17 protein-coding genes are annotated in these 18,570 nt (G+C 59.1%); 13 read left to right on the top strand and 4 right to left on the bottom strand.

Going from position 1 to position 18,570, the window contains the following annotated elements:
- Nucleotides 1-112 precede the first annotated feature (112 nt).
- Together DBQ51_RS01860 and DBQ51_RS01855 are read left to right on the top strand one after the other, a co-directional pair.
- Nucleotides 113-1,210, top strand: coding sequence for an S-layer homology domain-containing protein (locus tag DBQ51_RS01860; protein WP_159068030.1), 1,098 nt, complete (start codon nt 113-115; stop codon nt 1,208-1,210).
- A 129-nt stretch (nt 1,211-1,339) separates the two neighbouring features.
- Nucleotides 1,340-2,158 (top strand): MerR family transcriptional regulator, encoded by an 819-nt coding sequence (locus DBQ51_RS01855; RefSeq protein ID WP_054326258.1) that lies wholly within the window; start codon nt 1,340-1,342, stop codon nt 2,156-2,158.
- A gap of 40 nt (nt 2,159-2,198) precedes the next feature.
- Here DBQ51_RS01855 and DBQ51_RS01850 read toward each other — a convergent pair whose 3' ends face one another.
- Together DBQ51_RS01850 and DBQ51_RS01845 are read right to left on the bottom strand one after the other, a co-directional pair.
- Entirely contained in the window at nt 2,199-2,606 is a 408-nt protein-coding gene (locus tag DBQ51_RS01850; RefSeq protein ID WP_054326259.1) for an acyl-CoA thioesterase, read from the bottom strand.
- Nucleotides 2,607-2,663: 57 nt separating this feature from the next.
- Nucleotides 2,664-6,395 (bottom strand): phosphoribosylformylglycinamidine synthase, encoded by a 3,732-nt coding sequence (locus tag DBQ51_RS01845; RefSeq protein WP_107630608.1) that lies wholly within the window; start codon nt 6,393-6,395, stop codon nt 2,664-2,666.
- Nucleotides 6,396-6,766: 371 nt separating this feature from the next.
- Here DBQ51_RS01845 and rpe point away from each other — a divergent pair, with 371 nt between their 5' ends.
- The 3 genes from rpe to DBQ51_RS01830 all read left to right on the top strand — a co-directional run bounded on the left by rpe (nt 6,767) and on the right by DBQ51_RS01830 (nt 9,176).
- Nucleotides 6,767-7,450, top strand: coding sequence for a ribulose-phosphate 3-epimerase (gene rpe / locus DBQ51_RS01840; protein WP_107630607.1), 684 nt, complete (start codon nt 6,767-6,769; stop codon nt 7,448-7,450).
- A gap of 134 nt (nt 7,451-7,584) precedes the next feature.
- Nucleotides 7,585-8,565: an ROK family protein gene (locus tag DBQ51_RS01835; RefSeq protein ID WP_107630606.1), complete on the top strand. Its 981-nt coding sequence runs from the start codon at nt 7,585-7,587 to the stop codon at nt 8,563-8,565.
- Nucleotides 8,562-9,176 (top strand): HAD family hydrolase, encoded by a 615-nt coding sequence (locus tag DBQ51_RS01830; RefSeq protein ID WP_107630605.1) that lies wholly within the window; start codon nt 8,562-8,564, stop codon nt 9,174-9,176. Before DBQ51_RS01835 ends, DBQ51_RS01830 begins: the two co-directional genes overlap by 4 nt.
- A gap of 36 nt (nt 9,177-9,212) precedes the next feature.
- Here the strand turns inward: DBQ51_RS01830 and DBQ51_RS01825 are convergent, their stop codons facing one another.
- Nucleotides 9,213-10,184 (bottom strand): alpha/beta fold hydrolase, encoded by a 972-nt coding sequence (locus DBQ51_RS01825; protein ID WP_159068029.1) that lies wholly within the window; start codon nt 10,182-10,184, stop codon nt 9,213-9,215.
- A 172-nt stretch (nt 10,185-10,356) separates the two neighbouring features.
- Between DBQ51_RS01825 and DBQ51_RS01820 the strand changes: the two genes are divergently transcribed.
- The 4 genes from DBQ51_RS01820 (at nt 10,357) to DBQ51_RS01805 (ending at nt 13,708) form a co-directional block, all read left to right on the top strand.
- On the top strand, nt 10,357-10,698 hold the full coding sequence (locus tag DBQ51_RS01820; protein WP_107630603.1) for a phenylpyruvate tautomerase MIF-related protein: 342 nt from the start codon (nt 10,357-10,359) through the stop codon (nt 10,696-10,698).
- Nucleotides 10,699-10,845: 147 nt separating this feature from the next.
- On the top strand, nt 10,846-11,307 hold the full coding sequence (locus DBQ51_RS01815; protein ID WP_159068028.1) for a MarR family winged helix-turn-helix transcriptional regulator: 462 nt from the start codon (nt 10,846-10,848) through the stop codon (nt 11,305-11,307).
- Between the two features lies 1 nt (nt 11,308).
- Nucleotides 11,309-13,153, top strand: coding sequence for an ATP-dependent zinc metalloprotease FtsH (ftsH, locus tag DBQ51_RS01810; protein ID WP_107630601.1), 1,845 nt, complete (start codon nt 11,309-11,311; stop codon nt 13,151-13,153).
- A 21-nt stretch (nt 13,154-13,174) separates the two neighbouring features.
- On the top strand, nt 13,175-13,708 hold the full coding sequence (locus DBQ51_RS01805; protein WP_107630600.1) for a DUF308 domain-containing protein: 534 nt from the start codon (nt 13,175-13,177) through the stop codon (nt 13,706-13,708).
- 49 nt (nt 13,709-13,757) lie between these two features.
- On the opposite strand, the gene ung is transcribed toward DBQ51_RS01805, so the two are convergent.
- Nucleotides 13,758-14,432, bottom strand: coding sequence for a uracil-DNA glycosylase (gene ung / locus DBQ51_RS01800; protein WP_107630599.1), 675 nt, complete (start codon nt 14,430-14,432; stop codon nt 13,758-13,760).
- A gap of 154 nt (nt 14,433-14,586) precedes the next feature.
- Here ung and DBQ51_RS01795 point away from each other — a divergent pair, with 154 nt between their 5' ends.
- Genes DBQ51_RS01795 through DBQ51_RS01780 form a run of 4 tightly spaced genes read left to right on the top strand, consistent with a single transcriptional unit; the run spans nt 14,587 to nt 18,536 of the window.
- Nucleotides 14,587-14,958 carry a GntR family transcriptional regulator gene (locus DBQ51_RS01795; RefSeq protein ID WP_107630598.1) on the top strand — a complete coding sequence of 124 codons (372 nt, stop codon included), beginning with the start codon at nt 14,587-14,589 and terminating at the stop codon, nt 14,956-14,958.
- Entirely contained in the window at nt 14,955-15,854 is a 900-nt protein-coding gene (locus DBQ51_RS01790) for an ABC transporter ATP-binding protein (protein WP_107630597.1), read from the top strand. The genes DBQ51_RS01795 and DBQ51_RS01790 overlap by 4 nt, the downstream gene beginning before the upstream one ends.
- A complete protein-coding gene (locus tag DBQ51_RS01785) occupies nt 15,829-18,000 on the top strand; it encodes a hypothetical protein (protein WP_107630596.1) in 2,172 nt (723 codons plus the stop codon). The genes DBQ51_RS01790 and DBQ51_RS01785 overlap by 26 nt, the downstream gene beginning before the upstream one ends.
- Entirely contained in the window at nt 17,997-18,536 is a 540-nt protein-coding gene (locus DBQ51_RS01780) for a VanZ family protein (RefSeq protein ID WP_107630595.1), read from the top strand. The genes DBQ51_RS01785 and DBQ51_RS01780 overlap by 4 nt, the downstream gene beginning before the upstream one ends.
- Nucleotides 18,537-18,570 lie beyond the last annotated feature (34 nt).

The following is an 18,570-nucleotide window of genomic DNA, read 5'->3' as shown; positions in this document are numbered from 1 at the left end:
TTAGTCAAGTTATAACTTGTCAAGTGGGGAGCAATGTGTTATAATCTTGCAGTAAGTTTGCATGGGTGGTGAATACAACCCATGTTTTCAACCTTACAGCAAGGAGAAGATTATGACAAGAACGCGTAAGCTGGCAGCGTTGCTGCTGCTTGTTGCCGTCGTTGCGGTGAGCGTGCTGACTGCGGCGCTCGCGACGGACAACACAAAGACCTATGCGTATTTGCCCGATCACTCGGTTTATTTTTATGATGTTGCAGAGGGCTACGCATGGGCTCACCGCGAAATCGATACGCTGGCAATGAACGGCGTTGTCAAGGGCGGCGGGAACCATCTGTTCTATCCGGGCAACTCTATCACACGCGCGGATTTCATCGTTATGCTGGATCGGGCGTACGGCATGAGCGAGGCGTTGGACAGCGGTGCGATCGCGCCTCAGGGAAGCTTTGCCGATGTGCCGCAGGATGCCTATTACAGCAAGGCGGTGACAGCGGCCAAGGCCTTTGGCGTGGCGAACGGGACAGCGGATAACCGCTTCCTGCCCAGCCGGCCCATGACGCGCGAGGACGCGATGGTATTTCTCAAGCGCACGATCGACCGCACCCAGCTCGACCTGAGTGCTGGAACGCTCTCGGGCTTTTCGGATGCCGGCCAGGTTGCCGTGTATGCAGCGGATTCCGTCAGTGCGCTGGTGGCTGCAAAGGTGATCGGCGGCTCGGATGGCAGGCTGAACCCCAAGATGAACGTCACGCGCGCGGAGATGGCGGTCATGCTGTATCGCGCCACCCATTTGCGCGAGCAGGGCGGCGGCGCAGCCTATCAAGCCCGCGGCGATATTGTCAACGTCTGCATCGGCGCGCAGAGCTACTGCGACGTGGTGATTGAGAATTATGACCCGACCGTCCATTATGGCGAGCTGATGCGCTATTCCAAGCTGCGGCAGGAAAATGGCGTGATGTATATTACGCTGGAGGAGAACCAGCCGATCGATCGAACGGGTGTTTATACTGCCGGCCAGCTTGTACTGAATCATCAGGCCGGAGAGGCAGCGGGGACTACCGCTTATCCGGTCGCTGCGAGCTGCGTGGCAATTGATGTGTCGCAGCCCTATCATCAGATAAAATCGCCGGTCAGTACGGGCAGCATTTATAACTACTGCTATCCTTCGATCGTAAACGGAGAAGTGACCGTCATTTATTATACCCGCCCGTAAACAACAGATCCATCGGAAAAATCCGGTGGATCTTTTTTTGTTCAAGGGCTTGACTCTGACACGGTGTAAGGGGCTATACTGGCCGTGAGCTCAAGAAAAGACACGGATATCTGTGAAAGGAGAATAACCATGCTAAAGATCGGCGAGTTTTCCGGCCTTTCCCGCATCAGTATTCGCATGCTGCGGTATTATGATGAGAACGGCCTGCTCTGTCCCGCGTATATCGATGAAACATCCGGATACCGCTACTATGAGGAGTGCCAGCTTGTGGAAGCGGCGCGAATCGCGGCGCTGCGCGATATAGGGTTTGGTGTGGCTCTGATCGGAGAAATCATACGGGGTGGGGAGCGGACGCTGGAGCGCGCGCTCCGCCAGCGGAGAAAAGAGCTGCTTGAGGAACGGGAGCGGGCAAACAGCCAGCTTCTACGGCTGGAAAGCGCGCTGCATCGATTGGGAAAGGATGAATGCAATATGAAATACGAAGTGACGTGTAAAACCTTGCCCGCAAGATATGTCGCGAGCGTGCGGGATATCCTGCCGGCGTACAGCTATGAGGGACGGCTGTGGCATACGCTGATGAAAGAAACCGCCGCGCTGGGGCTGCAGCCGGACGGCCCGTGCTGCGCGGTGGGCATATACCATGATACGGAATATCGGGACCGCGATGTGGACGTGGAGATACAGTATTCGGTCAAGGGCAGGTATCAGGATACGGAGCATGTCAAATTCAAGACAGTGCCGCCGGTTTTCATGGCTTCCGCCGTTTACACGGGAAGCTACGAAAAGATCAGCGAGGTGAACGCCGCGGTTGCGGCATGGGTACGGGACAATGGATATGTGTTTGATGGGCTGTCGTTCTCGATCTATCATGTCGGCCCGAACGAAACGCAAAATCCGGATGAACTGGTGACCGAGGTGTGCTATCCGGTCCGCAAAAAGGGGGCATAAAAGAAAAGCAGCCGTACCGGTAGGTGCGGCTGCTTGCTTCTTATAACTGTGCGGCAAATACCCGGTCGAGCGCGGGCCAGCTTCGCTTCAGCGAGACGGGACGCCCCTCGCGCCCCATAAAGCAGTGCCGGCTTTCTCCCTCGCAGCGCAACTCGCCGGTCTGCGCGTCGCGCACCTCATACCGCAGCGCCATACGGACGCCGTTGTATTCGATGATATGCGCGGAGATTGACACCATATCTCCGAAATGCGCCATGGTTTTGTATTTGCAGCAGACCTCGAGCACCGGACTGCCGAAGCCCTCGGCCTCGATGCGGTCGTATCCGTAACCGAGCTGTTCGAGCAGGTCGACGCGGGCTTCCTCGAACCAGCGGATATAGTTGGAGTGATGGACGATACCCATACCGTCCGTCTCGTAATATTGGACCTTGTGTTCATAGGGGGTCATGGAAAACGCTCCTTTTGGGAATAAAGCGCCCCTTGCGGGGCGCTTTTCCGGTTGCTATCACTTGAAGTATTGCACGCCGCCCGCAAAGATCGGCTGGTACTTTTCGCCGTAGATATTTCTGCCGACGAACGGGCTGTAACGCTCGGTGTGGCCCATCTTGCCGAGCACGCGGCCGTCCGGACTGGTGATGCCCTCGATCGCGCATAGCGAGCCGTTCGGGTTCCAAGCGATGTCCATGGAAGGCTCGCCCGTCAGGTCGGTGTACTGGAACGCGATCTGCCCGTTCTGCGCAAGGCTGTCAATCACATGCTGCGGGGCAACAAAGCGGCCCTCACCGTGCGACACCGCGATCGAATGCAGGTCGCCCACCGCGCAGGCAGACAGCCACGGGCTCTTGACCGAGGCCACGCGCGTGGTGACATAGCAGCTTTGGTGGCGGCCGATCAGGTTGAAGGTCAGCGTCGGGTCGTCGCCGGTCATTTCGTCGCGGATCTCGCCGTAGGGGACAAGGCCGAGCTTAATGAGCGCTTGGAAGCCGTTGCAGATGCCGAGCATCAGGCCGTCGCGCTTTTGCAACAGCTCGTGGATGCTATCCTTGATAGCGGGGTTGCGCAGGAACGAGGCGATAAACTTACCCGAGCCGTCCGGCTCGTCGCCGCCGGAGAAGCCGCCCGGAAGAATGACCATCTGCGCGCGGCGGACAGCCTGCTCAAGCTGCTCGGCGGACTGGTGCAACGCATCCGCAGAGAAGTTGCGCACCACAACGATCTCGGCCGCGCCGCCCGCGTTTTCAACCGCGCGCGCGGTGTCATATTCGCAGTTCGTGCCGGGGAACACCGGAATAACGGCAAGGGGCTTGGCGGTTTTGACTGTCGGGGCCTTGCAGCTGCGCTCGGTCCAGGATACCTTGGCCAGATGCTCGTCCGCCGCGTCCGCGCGGGTCGGGAACACGCTCTCCAGGCGGCTCTCGAACGCCGCGGTCAACTCGTCCAGCGGCACGCGTTCGCCCGCGACTGTGACCGCGCCGTCGTCCGTCGTGCGGCCGACCAGCCAGTAAGCGGGTAGATCCTCCGCCGCTTCGATCAGGATGCCGCCGAAGTTCTTGAGATACAGCGCTTCGGTGGGGAATGACTCATCAAACGCAAAGCCGATCTGGTTGCCGAGCGCCATCTTGCCCACGCCCTCGGCGATGCCGCCCACGGACAGAGCCCATGCGGATACCGCCTTGCCGGCGGCGATAAGGTTCGCGACCTCGTTCCAGACGTGCTTCATGGTCTGGTAATCGGGCGAGCCGTCCTGGAAATACGGCGCGTCAAAGAAGTAGACGGGGTGGCCCGCAGCCTTGAATTCGGGCGAGATCAGGCGGGACGCGTCCTGCGGGGCGATCGCAAAGGAAACCAGCGTCGGCGGCACGTCCATATCGTCGAACGAACCGCTCATGGAGTCCTTGCCACCGATTGCACCGAGGCACAGCTCCTCCTGCGCGTTGTATGCGCCGAGCAGCGCGGAAAGCGGCTTGCCGAAGCGCTTGGGATCCTTGCCCAGCCGCTCAAAATATTCTTGGAAAGTGAGGTAGGCGGTCTCAAAGTCACAGCCCGCCGCCACCAGCTTGGCGACCGACTCGATCACCGCCGCCGACGCGCCGAGGAAAGGGTTGCGCTCGGTGTAGTAGGGGTCGAAGCCGAACGCCATCACGGAGGCAGTTTCGCACTGGCCGGAGAGCGCGGGCATGGTCGCGGCCATGACCTGCGCCGGGGTGAGCTGGTACTTGCCGCCAAACGGCATGAACACCGAGTTTGCGCCGATCGAACCGTCAAACCGCTCGACAAGGCCGCGTTCCAGGCAGATACCGAGAGTGGAAGCGTGGTTTAACAGCTTTTCCTTTTCGGTCTGGCCCTCCGGTACACACGCGATGGACGGCACAGGCAGGGCGGCGACCTCGGCGGTCACATGCTTGGCGCAGCCGTTGGTGTTTAGGAAGCCGCGGGAAATATCGACAATGGTGTTTCCGTTCCAAGTCATGCACAGGCGGTTTTTGTCTGTGACCGTCGCCACGGCGACCGCTTCGATGTTTTCCCTTGCGGCGGCGGCGATGAACGCATCCGCGTCTTTCGCACGCACGACGACCGCCATACGCTCCTGCGATTCGGAAATCGCCAGCTCGGTACCGTCCAGCCCGTCATATTTCTTGGGTACAGCATCCAGATTGATGTCCAGCCCGTCCGCCAGTTCGCCGATCGCGACAGACACGCCGCCCGCGCCGAAGTCGTTGCAGCGGCGGATCATGCGGGTGACCTCGCCGTTTCGGAACAGGCGCTGGATCTTGCGCTCTTCCGGCGGGTTGCCTTTCTGCACCTCCGCGCCGCAGGTTTCAAGCGATTCCTCGGTGTGCTTTTTGGAGGAGCCGGTGGCGCCACCGCAGCCGTCTCGGCCGGTCTTGCCGCCGAGCAGGATGACGATATCGCCGGCCTCGGGTACCTCGCGGATGACGTTTTCCAGCGGGGCCGCGCCGACAACCGCGCCGATCTCCATACGCTTGGCTACATAACCCGGGTGATAGATCTCATGCACCAGGCCGGTAGCCAGGCCGATCTGGTTGCCGTAGGACGAATAGCCCGCCGCCGCGGTTTGGCACAGTTTGCGCTGCGGCAGCTTGTGCTCGAGTGTTTCGGAGAGCGGCACCGTCGGGTCGCCCGCGCCGGTCACGCGCATGGCCTGATAAACATAGGAACGGCCGGAGAGCGGGTCGCGGATCGCGCCGCCGAGGCAGGTCGCCGCGCCGCCGAACGGCTCGATCTCGGTCGGGTGGTTGTGGGTCTCGTTTTTGAACATCAGCAGCCAGTCCTCATAGCGGCCGTCCACCAGCGCCTTGACCTTGATCGAGCAGGCGTTGATCTCCTCTGACTCATCGAGATTCTTGAGGTAGCCGCGCTTTTTGAGTACCTTTGCGCCTGCGGTGGCAATGTCCATCAGGGTGACCGGACGCTTTGCTGCCTTCTCCTCGCCGTAGACCTCGACGCGCGCCCTGAGATACCGGTCGAATGCGTCCTGCACCATCGGGTCGTCAATCTTCACGCCGTCAATCTCGGTCAGGAACGTGGTGTGACGGCAGTGGTCGGACCAGTAGGTGTCCACCATGCGCACCTCGGTGATGGTCGGGTCGCGCTTTTCCTCGTCGCGGAAGTAGGCTTGCAGGAACTTGAGGTCGTCCAAGTCCATGGCAAGCCCCATGTTCGCCAGCAGGTCGGAGAGCGCGGCCTCGTCCATATGGATAAAGCCGACGACCGAGGCGACCGTGGTCGGGATCGCATATTCGACCCTAAGGGTCGCGGGCTTGTCCATCGAAGCCTCGCGCGCCTCGACCGGGTTGATGAGGTAGCCGCGGATCTTATCCATGTCCGCGTCGGTCAGTGCGCCTTCAAATACATAGATTTTTGCCGCGGAAACCGCCGGCCGCTCGCCGCCGGTCAGGAGCTGGATGCACTGCGCGCACGAATCCGCGCGCTGATCGAACTGGCCGGGCAGCGGCTCGACCGCAAGCACGGTATGAGCGCCCGCCGGACGGGGGAAGTTCTCGTCGTAGCACACGTCCGCCATCGGCTCGGAAAAGACGATGCCCTTGGCTTTTTCATAGGCTTCGGGGGCGAGGCCCTCGGTATCGTAGCGGCAGAGATAACGGACGTGGGTCAGCCCTTTGATCTCCAGCAGGTCGTGCAGGCTGGCGAACAGGCTGCGCGCCTCAACGTCGAAGCCGGGCTTTTTTTCGGAATAACAACGATTGACGCTCATGGTATCGTGTCCTCTCTTTTTATTCTTAACAAGATACTATCTATTTTACCTGTTTTACCCGTATAAATCAATCGGTGAGGGCGACAAATTCCGGAGGAATTCAGGGTTTTCTCTGTATATCCTTGCTGCGCGGACAAATCCCAACCGGATAAATAGCGATGAATTTGCTTTCCGGTTTTCTTTGAAACTCGCGCGTATCAGGTCTTGTAAAACCCGCCGGATGCGGTATAATAAAATCAAAGGGGGAGCGGCGGAATCCCGCCGCTCCCGTATTCAAAAAGACGGGCCGCAGCGCTGAAAAGGGGAGGCGCGGCCGCGCCTGGTATCAAATTATGCCGCGCTTTCCCGCGCGGTTACAGGAGGAAAAACCAATGGAAATCAAGCTCTCACCGTCTATTTTGTCCGCTGATTTCGCAAATCTTGCACGCGATATCAAAATTGCCACCGACGCGGGCGCGGAATATGTGCATGTCGATGTCATGGATGGGCATTTTGTTCCAAACATCACGATCGGCGCGCCTGTTGTCAAGGCGCTGCGCAAGGCGACCGACAAGGTGCTTGACGTACATCTGATGATCAGCGATCCGGACCGGTATCTGGATGATTTTATCAAGGCCGGTTCGGATATCATCACAGTACACTACGAATCCAACGGGGATACACTGGAGCAGCTCAAAAAAATCAAGGCGGCGGGTGTCAAGGCTTCCTGCACGATCAAGCCGGGTACGCCGGCGAACGTGTTGTTCCCGCTGCTGCCATACTGTGATATGGTGCTGATTATGACGGTGGAGCCGGGATTCGGCGGCCAGGGCTTCATTCCGGAATGCATGGACAAGATCCGCACGGTGCGCGCGGAAATCCAGAAGCACGGCTATCCCTGTGAACTGGAGATCGACGGCGGCGCGAAGCTGAACAATACCGTGGATATCGTGGCAGCGGGCGCGGATGTGATCGTTGCCGGCTCGGCCGTGTTTGGCGGCGATATTGCGGCAAACGTCAAGGGCTTCCATCAGGCCTTTGCGGAGGGGGCAGCCAAAGCAGCTTGGACGAAATAATCCGGCGGAGCCGGAAAATACGGGCGGATTTTACTCCGCCCGTATTTTTTTGTTGACAAAAAGGACGGATCGGGGTATACTCAAAACAGAAATTAAAAAAGTATTAAAAAGTAAGATAAAAAGGAGGGGGGTAAATGGCGGACGCCGGACGTCTCAAGCAGGTCAATATGACGTTGATCCGAGAGGCTATGCGCGGGGGCGGCGAGCACAGCAAGAACGAGCTGGCGCGCCGGACCGGCCTCAGCTTTCCGACAGTCAGCCGCATCGTAGACGATCTGGTGGAAGCGGGAGAGGCGAAGGAAACCGGAACGGCGGCCTCCACCGGCGGGCGGTGCGCGAAGCAGTATGCGCTGGATCCGGCATACCGCCTGTTCCTGTGCCTGCGGCTGGAGGGGCGGCGGCTCAGCTGGTTTGTGTGCGATTTGAATGGAACACGTCTGGAGCAGGAGGAGGCCGAAAGCACAAACGGTATCCTGCCCGATATAGACACGCTGGCGATGCGTGTGAAAGCGCGTTACCCGCAGCTTGCGGCTGCTGCAATGGGCTATGACGGCCCGTTGCAGAATGGCGTGGCGGCCAGCTCGGTCGGCCATCCGGAGCTGCGGGGCGTGAGCTTGCAGGCGCATCTGGAACATAGCTTCGGCCTGCCCGTGGCGGTCGAACGGGATATGTATCTGGTGTCGATCGGCTGCTGCTGCCGGAGAAAGCAGGTGCCCAAAGCATTGGTATGCGTTTATCTGGGGCGGTCGGGCATCGGCGCGGGCGCCGCGATCGGCGGAAAGGCGTTTCATGGCGCGAATGGGTTTGCCGGGGAGCTGCATTATCTGCCGATCAAAAACAATTTGGAATATGCCAAAAGCCATTTTGCGGGAGCGGATATGGTGGCGTACTATATGCAGGTGATTCGGGCGTATGCCGCGCTGCTCAATCCGGACCGCGTGGTGCTGTACGACGACCCGCTGATTTCCGGCAAGGTGGAGCGTATCCGCAACGCCTGTGCGCAGACGCTGCCGCCGCAGGCGCTGCCGGTAATCGAGCTTTCGCGGGAATTCACACAGGATTATGAGGCTGGACTGTGCGCGCTTGCACTCGGATTGGTGGAGGAACGCCTATGAACTGTTTTGTTTTTGATATTGACGGGACCCTGATCGATACGGCAGCGGTTGACCAGCAATCCTTTCAACAGGCGCTGCGGGAGTTCGGATACCACTACTCGTTGGAGGAGCTGCGCTTTTCGTTCGGCATGCCGGGACGAAAGTCCCTGGAAAAGCTGGCTATCCCGGCGGAAAGGATAGAGCCGGTCATGGCGCGCTGGGAGACGCTGTCGCGCGACCGCCTGCATGAGGTGGAGGTTTACGAGGGGATCATCCCCGTGCTCGAGGCGCTGCACGCCGCGGGGAAGCGTTGCGGGATCGTGACCTCGCGCACTAGGCTGCAGTTGGGGTACGGGTTTACCCCTTTGGGGCTGAACCACTATTTTGACGCGATCGTCTGCGCGGACGATATCGAGCATCCGAAACCCGCGCCGGACGGGCTGGTGGAATGCATCCGCCGCCTGGGCGGTTCGGCGGAGCAGGCCGTTTACATTGGGGACAGTGCCTACGATATGCAGTGTGCCGCGGCGGCGGGGGTCAAAAGCGGCCTGGCCCTGTGGGGCAGTGAAACGCCGGATGCGCTGCAGGCTGATATGCGGCTGACGCATCCATCTGAGCTCCTCCTGCTGTAACAAAAAACACCGGCTTTTTGCCGGTGTTTTGCTTTGTCAGTTGACTGCCTGTTCGTCCCTCGCTTCAGCCTGCGCGCTGAGCTGCGCTTCCAGCCAGCGGGAAATATCGCCGAACGCCTGCAGCCGGTCAAGCTCGTTGAAGATATCGTGCCGCGCATCCTTATAGAAAATCACCTCGATGTTTTTCAGACCCGCGCCGCGGTACAGGTTGACGACCCGCCGCACGCCCTCTCCATATTTTCCGACAGGATCCTTATCTCCGGACAGAAACAGGAGCGGAAGCGTGTTTGGCGTCCGGCGGAACGTGCTGTTCGCGTTGGCCTTGATGACCAGAGTGTACAGGTCGCGAAAGCCGGTTGCGGTGAAGATAAAATTGCATTTTTCATCCGACTGGTAAAGGGAAACCACATCCCTGTCACGGCTGATCCAGTCGAAGATCGAGTGCGGGTTCTTGATCCGGCGGTTATAGCCCCGAAACGTGATGGTGGATAGGAAGCCGCTGCGGTAGGTCACGCCGCGGCTGCGTGCGATCGAGTCGGCAAGGTGCGCGGCGCTGATCGCCGCCGGCTGCGGGCCGGCCGTGCCGGTCAGGATACAGCCGGATAAGCGGTCGCCGTACTCGGTCAGGTACAGGCGCACGATCAAAGACCCCATGGAATGCCCCAAGATAAAGTAGGGCAGGTTCGGGTATCGGTGCTGCATCAGGTCGGTGAGCTGCTTGACGTCTTCAACAAGGTACTTCCAGCCGTCCCGTACGGAAAAAAAGCCGAGGTCGGCATCGCGGGAAACCGAAGCGCCGTGGCCGATATGGTCGTTCCCGCAGACGATAAAGCCGAGACCGCACAGATATTTTGCAAAAGCGGTATAACGCGAAAAATATTCGCACATGCCGTGGGACAACTGCACGATACCGCGCAGCTCGGACTGTTCCGGCGTCAGGATATAGTATGTGACATTGGACACACCGTTCGCGCTTTTATAAATATTTTGGGTACACTTGATATTCATATAGCACACATCCGTTCGGCGGGTAGAGTTACTGCCAATATCATACCACAAAACAGGACGTGTGTGCATAGAATTTGAGCAAAATTAACAAAGCGTTTATAAATTTGTTTGCTTGTCACAGGGGCGGCAGGATGCTATAATAAAAGAAACAGTTGAAAACGGGGTGCTTATTATGCCTTATATTGGTATTTCTACGTCCAAAATCCTTTCCGAAGAGCAAAAAGACGCGCTCAAAAGCGAGCTGGGCCGCAAAATCAGCGTGATCCCGGGCAAGACCGAGGCAAAGCTGATGGTTGATATTTCGGATGGACACAGCATGTATTTTGCGGGGGGAAAACGGGAGTTGGCGTTCCTGGATGTGCGCTGCTACGGCTCTACCGAGTTTGAAAACAAGAAAGCCTTTACTGAGGCCGCGTTCACCGCGGTGCAGCAGACGACCGGCCTGCCGCAGGATGGCATTTACCTTTCCTATGGGGAATTTGCCAACTGGGGTACTCTGGGTAGCATGAAATAAGGCTTTTCGGTGTGCGGAACGGCCGCTCCCTGCGCTGTGGGGACGGCCGTTTTGATTTTGCAAATTGTTTACAAATAAATGGTTGATGCTGTTAACAAATTGAAGTACCATAGAGATAATGGAAGCATTCGGAAGGGAGGCCGTGGAATGCTCCACTGGGAAGACGATTTTTTGAAGGATACGGCCAAGCTGGAAAAGCTGTACCGAAGCTGCCTTCAGGATGCGGCCGCTGGATACCAGCTTTCGCCGAACGAAACCGCGGTGCTGCTGTTCCTGTGCCACTATGCGCCGGAGCAGGATACCGCAACCGACATCGCGCAGTCCCGCGGCATTTCCAAGGCGCTGGTCGCGCGCAGCGTGGATGGGCTGCACCGGCGCGGCTTCCTTGCCTGCGAGCGGGATGAAAGCGACCGCCGCGTCGTGCATCTCCGCCTGTGCGGGGAAGGCGCCGCAGCGGCGGCGCAGCTGCAGAAAAGCTGTTGGGAGGTTGCACGGCAGCTGCGGCAGGGTATCTCGGACGAGGAATTGCTGACCGTGCATCGGATTATGAAGAAAATGCAGCGCAATCTGGACGCGCTGCTGGAACAACGGGAAAGAAAGGTGAAATGATATGGTTGGACCTGCAAATGGTTCCAAAACGCCGAAAAAACCGCTTATTTTTTATTACGCGGTCACATTGGTCGTGCTTATGTTGCTCAATTGGCTGCTGTTCCCAATGCTGGCGCAGCGGCAGGTGACCGAAGTCGGCTATGATGAATTCCTGTCCATGGTGGACGATGGACGGGTGGAAACGGTTGCCTACGACAAGCAGGAGGAGCAGATCGTATTTGAAGGTAAAAACGAGGACGGGAAGGCTGCGGTCTATAAAACCGGCATCTTTCCGGATCAGGATTTGGTCGAGCGCCTGCTGGACGCAGACAGCGTAAAATTTGCTTCCGAGATCCCGACACAGGCCTCGCCGTTGCTGAGCCTGCTGCTTGGCTATGCGATCCCAATCGTCATTATCTTGGTGGTCGGCCAGTGGCTCAGCAAAAAAATGATGAAGAGTATGGGCGGGAACGCCATGAGCTTCGGCAAATCCAACGCCAAGATCTATGCCGAAACCGAAACCGGCAAGACCTTTGCGGACGTCGCCGGACAGGACGAGGCGAAGGAGGCCCTGCGGGAGATTGTAGACTTCCTCCACAACCCGGGAAAGTATGCGTCGATCGGTGCCAAGCTGCCCAAGGGCGCGTTGCTCGTCGGCCCGCCGGGTACCGGTAAAACGCTGCTTGCCAAGGCGGTCGCGGGTGAGGCGCATGTACCGTTCTTCTCGATCTCCGGCTCGGAGTTTGTCGAGATGTTTGTCGGCATGGGCGCGGCCAAGGTGCGCGACCTGTTCAAGCAGGCGAGCGAGAAAGCGCCCTGCATCGTATTCATTGACGAGATTGATACCATCGGTAAAAAGCGCGATGGCGCGGGCTTTGGCGGCAACGACGAGCGTGAACAGACGCTCAACCAGCTTTTGACCGAAATGGACGGTTTTGACGGGACCAAGGGCGTTGTGATCCTGGCCGCGACCAACCGGCCGGAATCGCTCGACCCCGCGCTGCTGCGCCCAGGCCGGTTTGACCGCCGCATCCCTGTCGAACTGCCCGACCTGCAGGGACGTATTGCGATTTTGAAGGTCCACGCTAAGGACGTGCATATGTCCGGTCATATCGATTTCAATGCGATCGCGCGGGCAACCTCGGGCGCGTCCGGCGCGGACTTGGCAAACATCATCAACGAGGCGGCGCTGCGGGCGGTCCGGCTGGGGCGGAACGCGGTCGAGCAGCCCGATCTGGAGGAAAGCGTGGAGACGGTTATCGCGGGTGCGCAGCGCAAAAACGCGGTACTCAGTCCCAAGGAAAAGGAGATTGTTGCATACCACGAGATCGGTCACGCGCTGGTCGCGGCCAAGCAGAGCAATTCGGCGCCGGTTACCAAAATCACGATCGTGCCGCGCACCTCGGGCGCGCTGGGTTATACCATGCAGGTGGACGAGGGCGAGCATTATCTGATGAGCAGGGAGGAACTGCTGAACAAGGTGACGACGCTTACCGGCGGCCGTTCGGCCGAGGAGCTGGTCTTCGGTTCGGTCACGACAGGCGCCTCCAATGATATTGAGCAGGCGACCAAACTGACGCGCGCGATGATCGCCCGGTATGGCATGAGCCGCAAATTCGATATGGTTGCGTTGGAAACCGTGACGAACCAGTATTTGTCGAGCGACGCTTCGCTGGCCTGCTCAGCGGAAACTGCGGCGCACATCGATCAGGAGGTCGTGGCGACCGTTAAGGCGGCGCATGAGAAAGCGATCGGCATTTTGCAGGAAAATATGGAGTCGCTGCACCGGCTGGCGCATTTCCTGCTGGAAAAGGAAACCATCACAGGAGAGGAATTTATGGGGATGCTGGAAAAGAAACAGGAATAAAAGGACTAAGGAGGGGCTGCAATGAAAGATTGGTTTGGACGTGGTATCTGGTTTCTAGTGGGCATGTTTCTGGTGATTATGGGGCTGTATTTCCTGATCCATCCAGATGCGGCGCTGGTGTCGATCGCGTGGCTGCTGGGGGCGGCCATGCTAGTGTCGGGTGCGTCCGACCTAGTGGTGTATCTGGCGCGGCATCGGGCGTATATCGCTTCGGGATGGTTTTTGGCGGACGGGATCATCGATCTGCTGCTCGGCCTCCTGTTCGTGTGCAACAGCTGGCTGGCGGCGGAGCTGCTGCCCTATGCGTTGGCCGGATGGGCAATTCTGTCCGGCGTGATCAAATGCGTCGGCGCGGCGATCTATCGCCGGGCGGGCATGTTGTTCTGGGGCGCGCCGCTGGCGATCGGTCTGGTCATACTGGTTTTCGGCCTGGCGACCTTTTTCAAGCCGGATATTGCTGCAATCGCGATATCCGCAGTGGTAGCGGTTGTTTTGATGGCGCAGGGACTGATGGCGGTGATGCGCGGCCTGTTTGCTTCCTCCCTGCATCGGTAAGGGGTGAAAAAAGAGCCTGCTCGGCGGAGCAGGCTCTTTTTTTGCCCTGTCAATCGTGGTTCAGATCCCAGTCGATCGGCTCGACGCCGTTCCTTTCCAGGAAGGCATTGCATTTGGAAAAATGCCGGCAGCCAAAAAAACCGTTAAACGCCGACAGCGGCGACGGGTGCGCGCATTCGAGCACCAGATGCTGCGGCGCGGTAATCAGGCTCTTTTTGCTGCGCGCGTTGCCGCCCCAGAGCAGGAACACAACCGGCCGTTCATGCTCGTTGAGCTTCTGGATGACGTGATCGGTAAAGGTTGTCCAGCCGATGTTCTTATGGCTGTTGGCCTGTCCGCGCCGTACGGTCAGGGTGGTGTTGAGCAGCAGCACGCCGCGCTCGGCCCATTTGGTCAGCGTGCCGCCCGCCGGAGGCGTGATGCCGAGATCGCTCTGCAGCTCCTGAAAAATGTTCAGCAGGCTCGGCGGCGGCTGTACGCCCGGCTGGACGGAAAAACAGAGGCCGTGCGCCTGCCCGGGGCCGTGGTAAGGGTCCTGCCCCAGAATAACGGCCTTTACCTCGTGATAGGGCGTGTAGCGCAGGGCGTTAAAAATATCCTCCATAGGGGGGTAAACCGTCTGCTCGGCATATTCTTTCTTGAGCCAGTAGCGTATTTTCTTATAATATTCCTGCTGGAATTCGCCGGTGAGCAGCGTATCCCAGTCGTTTCCCAAATGTACCATGTGCGGCCTCCTGAACAGTGTTTGCAACCAGTATAGCATACATCGCGCAAAAAAGCGATTGACAGGGAGAAAAAGATTTGCTATACTTCAAGTGTATTAGAACGAATAATACAGATAGAACATATGGAACACGACTGGAAAGGAGGCGCGCAATGTGATAAAAATCGATTATCGGGACCCGCGGCCCATCTATGAACAGGTGGTGGACGGTATTGAGGAGCTTGCGCTGCGCGGGGCGCTGCCTGCGGATACGCAGATCCCCAGCGTACGCCAGCTTGCGATGGAGCTTTCGATCAACCCGAACACGATTCAGCGCGCGTATGGAGAGTTGGAGCGGCGCGGCGTGATCTACGCGGCCAAGGGACGGGGGAATTTTATTTCGGATAACATGACGGTGCTGCGCGAGCGGCGCCTGGAAGAGATCGGCGCGCAGATCGGCGCGCTGGCGGCGCAGGCGCGCACGCTTGGCGCGGACGAGGACCGGCTGCGCGGCTGGCTGCAGAAGAAAGGAGTGGATAGGGCATGATTACGGCTGAAAACGCGACCAAACGCTTTGGAAGCATCACGGCGGTCGACCATGTATGCGCAGAGGTGCGGGACGGCTCGGTGTATGGGCTGATCGGTTCGAACGGCGCGGGCAAATCGACGTTCCTGCGCATGCTGGCGGGCATCCTGTCGCCGGACGAGGGTGCGGTACGCATCGATGGGGCGGATATTTTTGAAAATGTAGCGCTCAAGGAACGGTTTTTCTTTATTTCCGACGAACAGTTCTTTTTCCCGAACAGCACGCCTGCGGAGATGAAGAACTATTACAAGCGCTTTTACCGCTATTTTGACGAGGCGCGCTATCACAAGCTGATGGACGGCTTCGGCCTGGATGAGAACCGCAAGATACGCACGTTCTCCAAGGGTATGAAAAAGCAGGTTTCCGTGATCTGCGGCATCTGCGCGGGAACGGATTACCTGTTCTGCGACGAAACGTTCGACGGGCTGGATCCGGTCGTGCGGCAGACGGTCAAAAGCCTGTTTGCGGAGGATGTGGAAAGCCGCGGCATGACGCCGGTTATCGCCTCCCACAACCTGCGCGAACTGGAGGATATCTGCGACCATGTCGGCCTATTGCACCGCGGCGGCATCCTGTTCTCGCGCGACCTGGATGAGATGAAGCTCGGCATGTTCAAGCTGCAGTGTATTTTTACCGGCACGCTTCCGGAAAACGCATGGCAGGAGTTTGACCTGCTGCGCCTGGAGCAGCGCGGCTCTCTGTATACGCTGACCGCGCGCGGCAGCCGCGAGGAGCTGCTGGCGCGGATCAACGCCATGAACCCCAGCTTCTGCGAAATGCTTCCGCTGACGCTGGAAGAAATATTCATCAATGAAACGGAGGTGGCCGGTTATGACGTCAAAAAGCTTCTCTTCTAAGGGCTTGCTGGGGGACAGCATGCGCCGCAGCCTGTGGGCGCTCGTCCTTTCCGGCGTGGGCTTTTTCCTGTCCCTGCTGCTGCCCGTGCTGATGTCGATGCAGCGGGCGCTGGAGCAGAAAGCGGATAATTTGAAAAATTTCCCGCAGCATATGGAGGACGCCTGGCAGGGCGCGCTCGACCTGGTGGCCGAGCTGCTCGGCTACAATCCTTTTGTCAAGGCAACCTTTGTCATCATGGCGGTCGTGTGCGGCGTCGCGCTGTTCGCCTACCTGCACAACCGGCAGAAGGTGGATTTTTACCACTCGCTCCCGCTTTCGCGCACACGCCTGTTCGCCAACAACTTCCTGACCGGCGCGCTGTGTACGCTTTCCACCTATTTTGTCATGCTCGCCATCACGCTGGCCTGCGTTTATGCGATGGGCTTTGGCGAAGCGGCCGATTGGGGGGCGATCGGCGGCACGGTGCTGTGCAACCTGATTTTCTTCCTGCTCATTTATGCGCTGGCCGTGCTGACAACGATCGTCTGCGGAAATACGGTCGTGACCCTGCTGCTGCTCGCCTGGGTTTACTTTTCGCCCCTGCTGGTGCGCATGCTGCAGATCGCGCTGCTCGGCAAATTTTATGAGACTTATGCGTCGGCAGGCGAACTGGATGGTACGATAGCGGCGTTACGGCTTTGCCCGGTGATGGAGTACTTCACGGTGGACGGTATCCGGTACGGCGGCGTTGCCACACTCGGGCAGACCGGCTCGGCGGCCGGCCTGCTGGCGGGGTATCTGGCCGCTGCGGCGGTAGTGACCGCGCTGGCGGCATTCCTGTTCCGACACCGCCGCAGCGAGCGGGCGGGTACGGCGCTTGCGTTCGACCGGTCAAAGCTGCCCGTTAAGGTATATATCTGCCTGATTATGGGCGTTGCGTTCGGCGCGCTGTTCAATCTGATTGCGGGCGATTTCTGGTTCTGGCCCGGCCTGGTGATCGGCGCGGTGCTGTTCCATTGGATCGTTGAGATCATCTATGCCTTTGATTTCCGCGCGATCTTTGCCAAACCGCTGCACCTTGCGGTGATGCTGGTCGTTCTGGTCGGGGGGATGCTGCTGATGAAAGCGGATGTGACCGGCTATGACGCCTGGCTGCCGGACGAGGGCGAGCTGGAGGCGGTGGACGTTGCCGCATACAGCAGCAGGGAGATGCTGAGCGAGCCGGAGAATATCGCGGCGGTGCGCCGGCTGGCGGAGATCGGCGTTGCCATGACGGCGGCAGACGACGCCGCGCCGGAGGGCGAGCTGCAGGCGCAGTTCGGTCCGTTTGACGACTCTTTCGGCATTACACTCAAGTTCCGCCTCAACGGCGGGCGCATGGCGGCGCGTTACTACAGGCTGCCGCAGACCGAGGAGGTAGAGGCGCTGCTGGTGCAGCTCCAAACCTCCGCGGAGTACAAACAGAAAAAATGGGATCTGTTCTGCCTCGATGATATGACTGAGGACGAGGTCGCGGTGCTTATGTTTACGGATAACGCCGGCGCCTATCTGGGCAACCTGTATGACGAGCCGGAGAAGATCAGTCAGATACTGGAAACGCTGCGCGAAGAAGAGCTGGCGCGGCAGGAAAGCAGTATGCCGGTGTTCCGTCTGGAACTGGCGTACGAAAACAGTCGGGACGGCAGTTGGTCCGCAAGCTGGAGCAAAATTTATGTGTGCGAGGCGGATACCAGAACGCTGGCGCTCATCAAGCAGCTGACCGGCTATGAGCCGCAGCCGCAGGCGCTGACCGCGGATCAGATCAGCATGGTAGAAATCGGCTATGTGGTGCAGAGGGATGAAGAAGGCACGGCCTGGCGCAACGTGACCGTGACCGATGCAGGGGATATTGAGAAGCTGCTGGAAAATGCGGTTTATGCCGACGCAATGAATATATACAACAGTGTGTTTTATCTCGGCAGCGGAGCGCCTCTGATGGAAAGCGCCGATACGGTCAATGTATATGCAACGTTAAAAGACGGCGATCGCACGACAGAGCTGCGCTACCTGCTCGGCACGCTGCCCACGGACGTGATCGAAAAGTACCGGCCCGACGGGGCGGCGGATGAAGCCGCGGCAGTCATCGACGCGGCGGCAACGGCTGAGATCATGCCGTCGGTCGGATGAGACGGCGGGATTTCTGCGGCGCTGCGGTACTCCTGCTGTATCTGCTGTGCGTCGGTCTGGTAACAGGGCCGTCGCTGTACCAATTGCTGGCCGGCAGCTTGCCCGCGCCGCGGCTGGAGCTGGTCCCGTTTGCGGATATTGCGGCGGTGCTGAACGATCCTGCTTCGCCCGGCCTGGGGGTGTTCGCCAACATCGCGGGCAACGCGGCGCTGCTCGCGCCGCTGGGGTTCCTGCTGCCGCTGTTCTGGCGGTATTTTGGGCGCGCGAGGCGCACGATTCTGTTCGGCTTCGGCGTATCGCTCAGCATTGAACTGATCCAGCTTGTTGCGGGCGGCGTGACCTCGGTGGATGACCTGCTCCTGAATACATTGGGCGCGGCGGCCGGATTTGCTTTGGCAAAGCTGCTACTGTGCGCGTGTCCGCGCCTTGCGCCGGCGCGGCAGGGGCGCGCCGAGTGGGCGTATCCGCTTGCGTGCTGGCTGGCGGTGATTGTGTCGGCCACGGCTTCCGACCTGCTTCTGCTGGGCGGGCTTTGACTGTAAACGCGGCGTACCGGACAACTGAAAAGCA

Source organism: Agathobaculum massiliense (assembly GCF_900291975.1).
GTDB classification, from domain to species: Bacteria; Bacillota; Clostridia; order Oscillospirales; family Butyricicoccaceae; genus Agathobaculum; species Agathobaculum ammoniilyticum.
This window is presented reverse-complemented; position numbering and strand designations above follow the sequence as displayed.

Bases quoted from the DNA above. Each gene is read 5' to 3' on its own strand.
- DBQ51_RS01860 (WP_159068030.1), top strand. From the start codon at position 113: ATGACAAGAACGCGTAAGCTGGCAGCGTTGCTGCTGCTTGTTGCCGTC.
- DBQ51_RS01855 (WP_054326258.1), top strand. From the start codon at position 1,340: ATGCTAAAGATCGGCGAGTTTTCCGGCCTTTCCCGCATCAGTATTCGC.
- DBQ51_RS01850 (WP_054326259.1), bottom strand. From the start codon at position 2,606: ATGACCCCCTATGAACACAAGGTCCAATATTACGAGACGGACGGTATG.
- DBQ51_RS01845 (WP_107630608.1), bottom strand. From the start codon at position 6,395: ATGAGCGTCAATCGTTGTTATTCCGAAAAAAAGCCCGGCTTCGACGTT.
- rpe (WP_107630607.1), top strand. From the start codon at position 6,767: ATGGAAATCAAGCTCTCACCGTCTATTTTGTCCGCTGATTTCGCAAAT.
- DBQ51_RS01835 (WP_107630606.1), top strand. From the start codon at position 7,585: ATGGCGGACGCCGGACGTCTCAAGCAGGTCAATATGACGTTGATCCGA.
- DBQ51_RS01830 (WP_107630605.1), top strand. From the start codon at position 8,562: ATGAACTGTTTTGTTTTTGATATTGACGGGACCCTGATCGATACGGCA.
- DBQ51_RS01825 (WP_159068029.1), bottom strand. From the start codon at position 10,184: ATGAATATCAAGTGTACCCAAAATATTTATAAAAGCGCGAACGGTGTG.
- DBQ51_RS01820 (WP_107630603.1), top strand. From the start codon at position 10,357: ATGCCTTATATTGGTATTTCTACGTCCAAAATCCTTTCCGAAGAGCAA.
- DBQ51_RS01815 (WP_159068028.1), top strand. From the start codon at position 10,846: ATGCTCCACTGGGAAGACGATTTTTTGAAGGATACGGCCAAGCTGGAA.
- ftsH (WP_107630601.1), top strand. From the start codon at position 11,309: ATGGTTGGACCTGCAAATGGTTCCAAAACGCCGAAAAAACCGCTTATT.
- DBQ51_RS01805 (WP_107630600.1), top strand. From the start codon at position 13,175: ATGAAAGATTGGTTTGGACGTGGTATCTGGTTTCTAGTGGGCATGTTT.
- ung (WP_107630599.1), bottom strand. From the start codon at position 14,432: ATGGTACATTTGGGAAACGACTGGGATACGCTGCTCACCGGCGAATTC.
- DBQ51_RS01790 (WP_107630597.1), top strand. From the start codon at position 14,955: ATGATTACGGCTGAAAACGCGACCAAACGCTTTGGAAGCATCACGGCG.
- DBQ51_RS01785 (WP_107630596.1), top strand. From the start codon at position 15,829: ATGACGTCAAAAAGCTTCTCTTCTAAGGGCTTGCTGGGGGACAGCATG.
- DBQ51_RS01780 (WP_107630595.1), top strand. From the start codon at position 17,997: ATGAGACGGCGGGATTTCTGCGGCGCTGCGGTACTCCTGCTGTATCTG.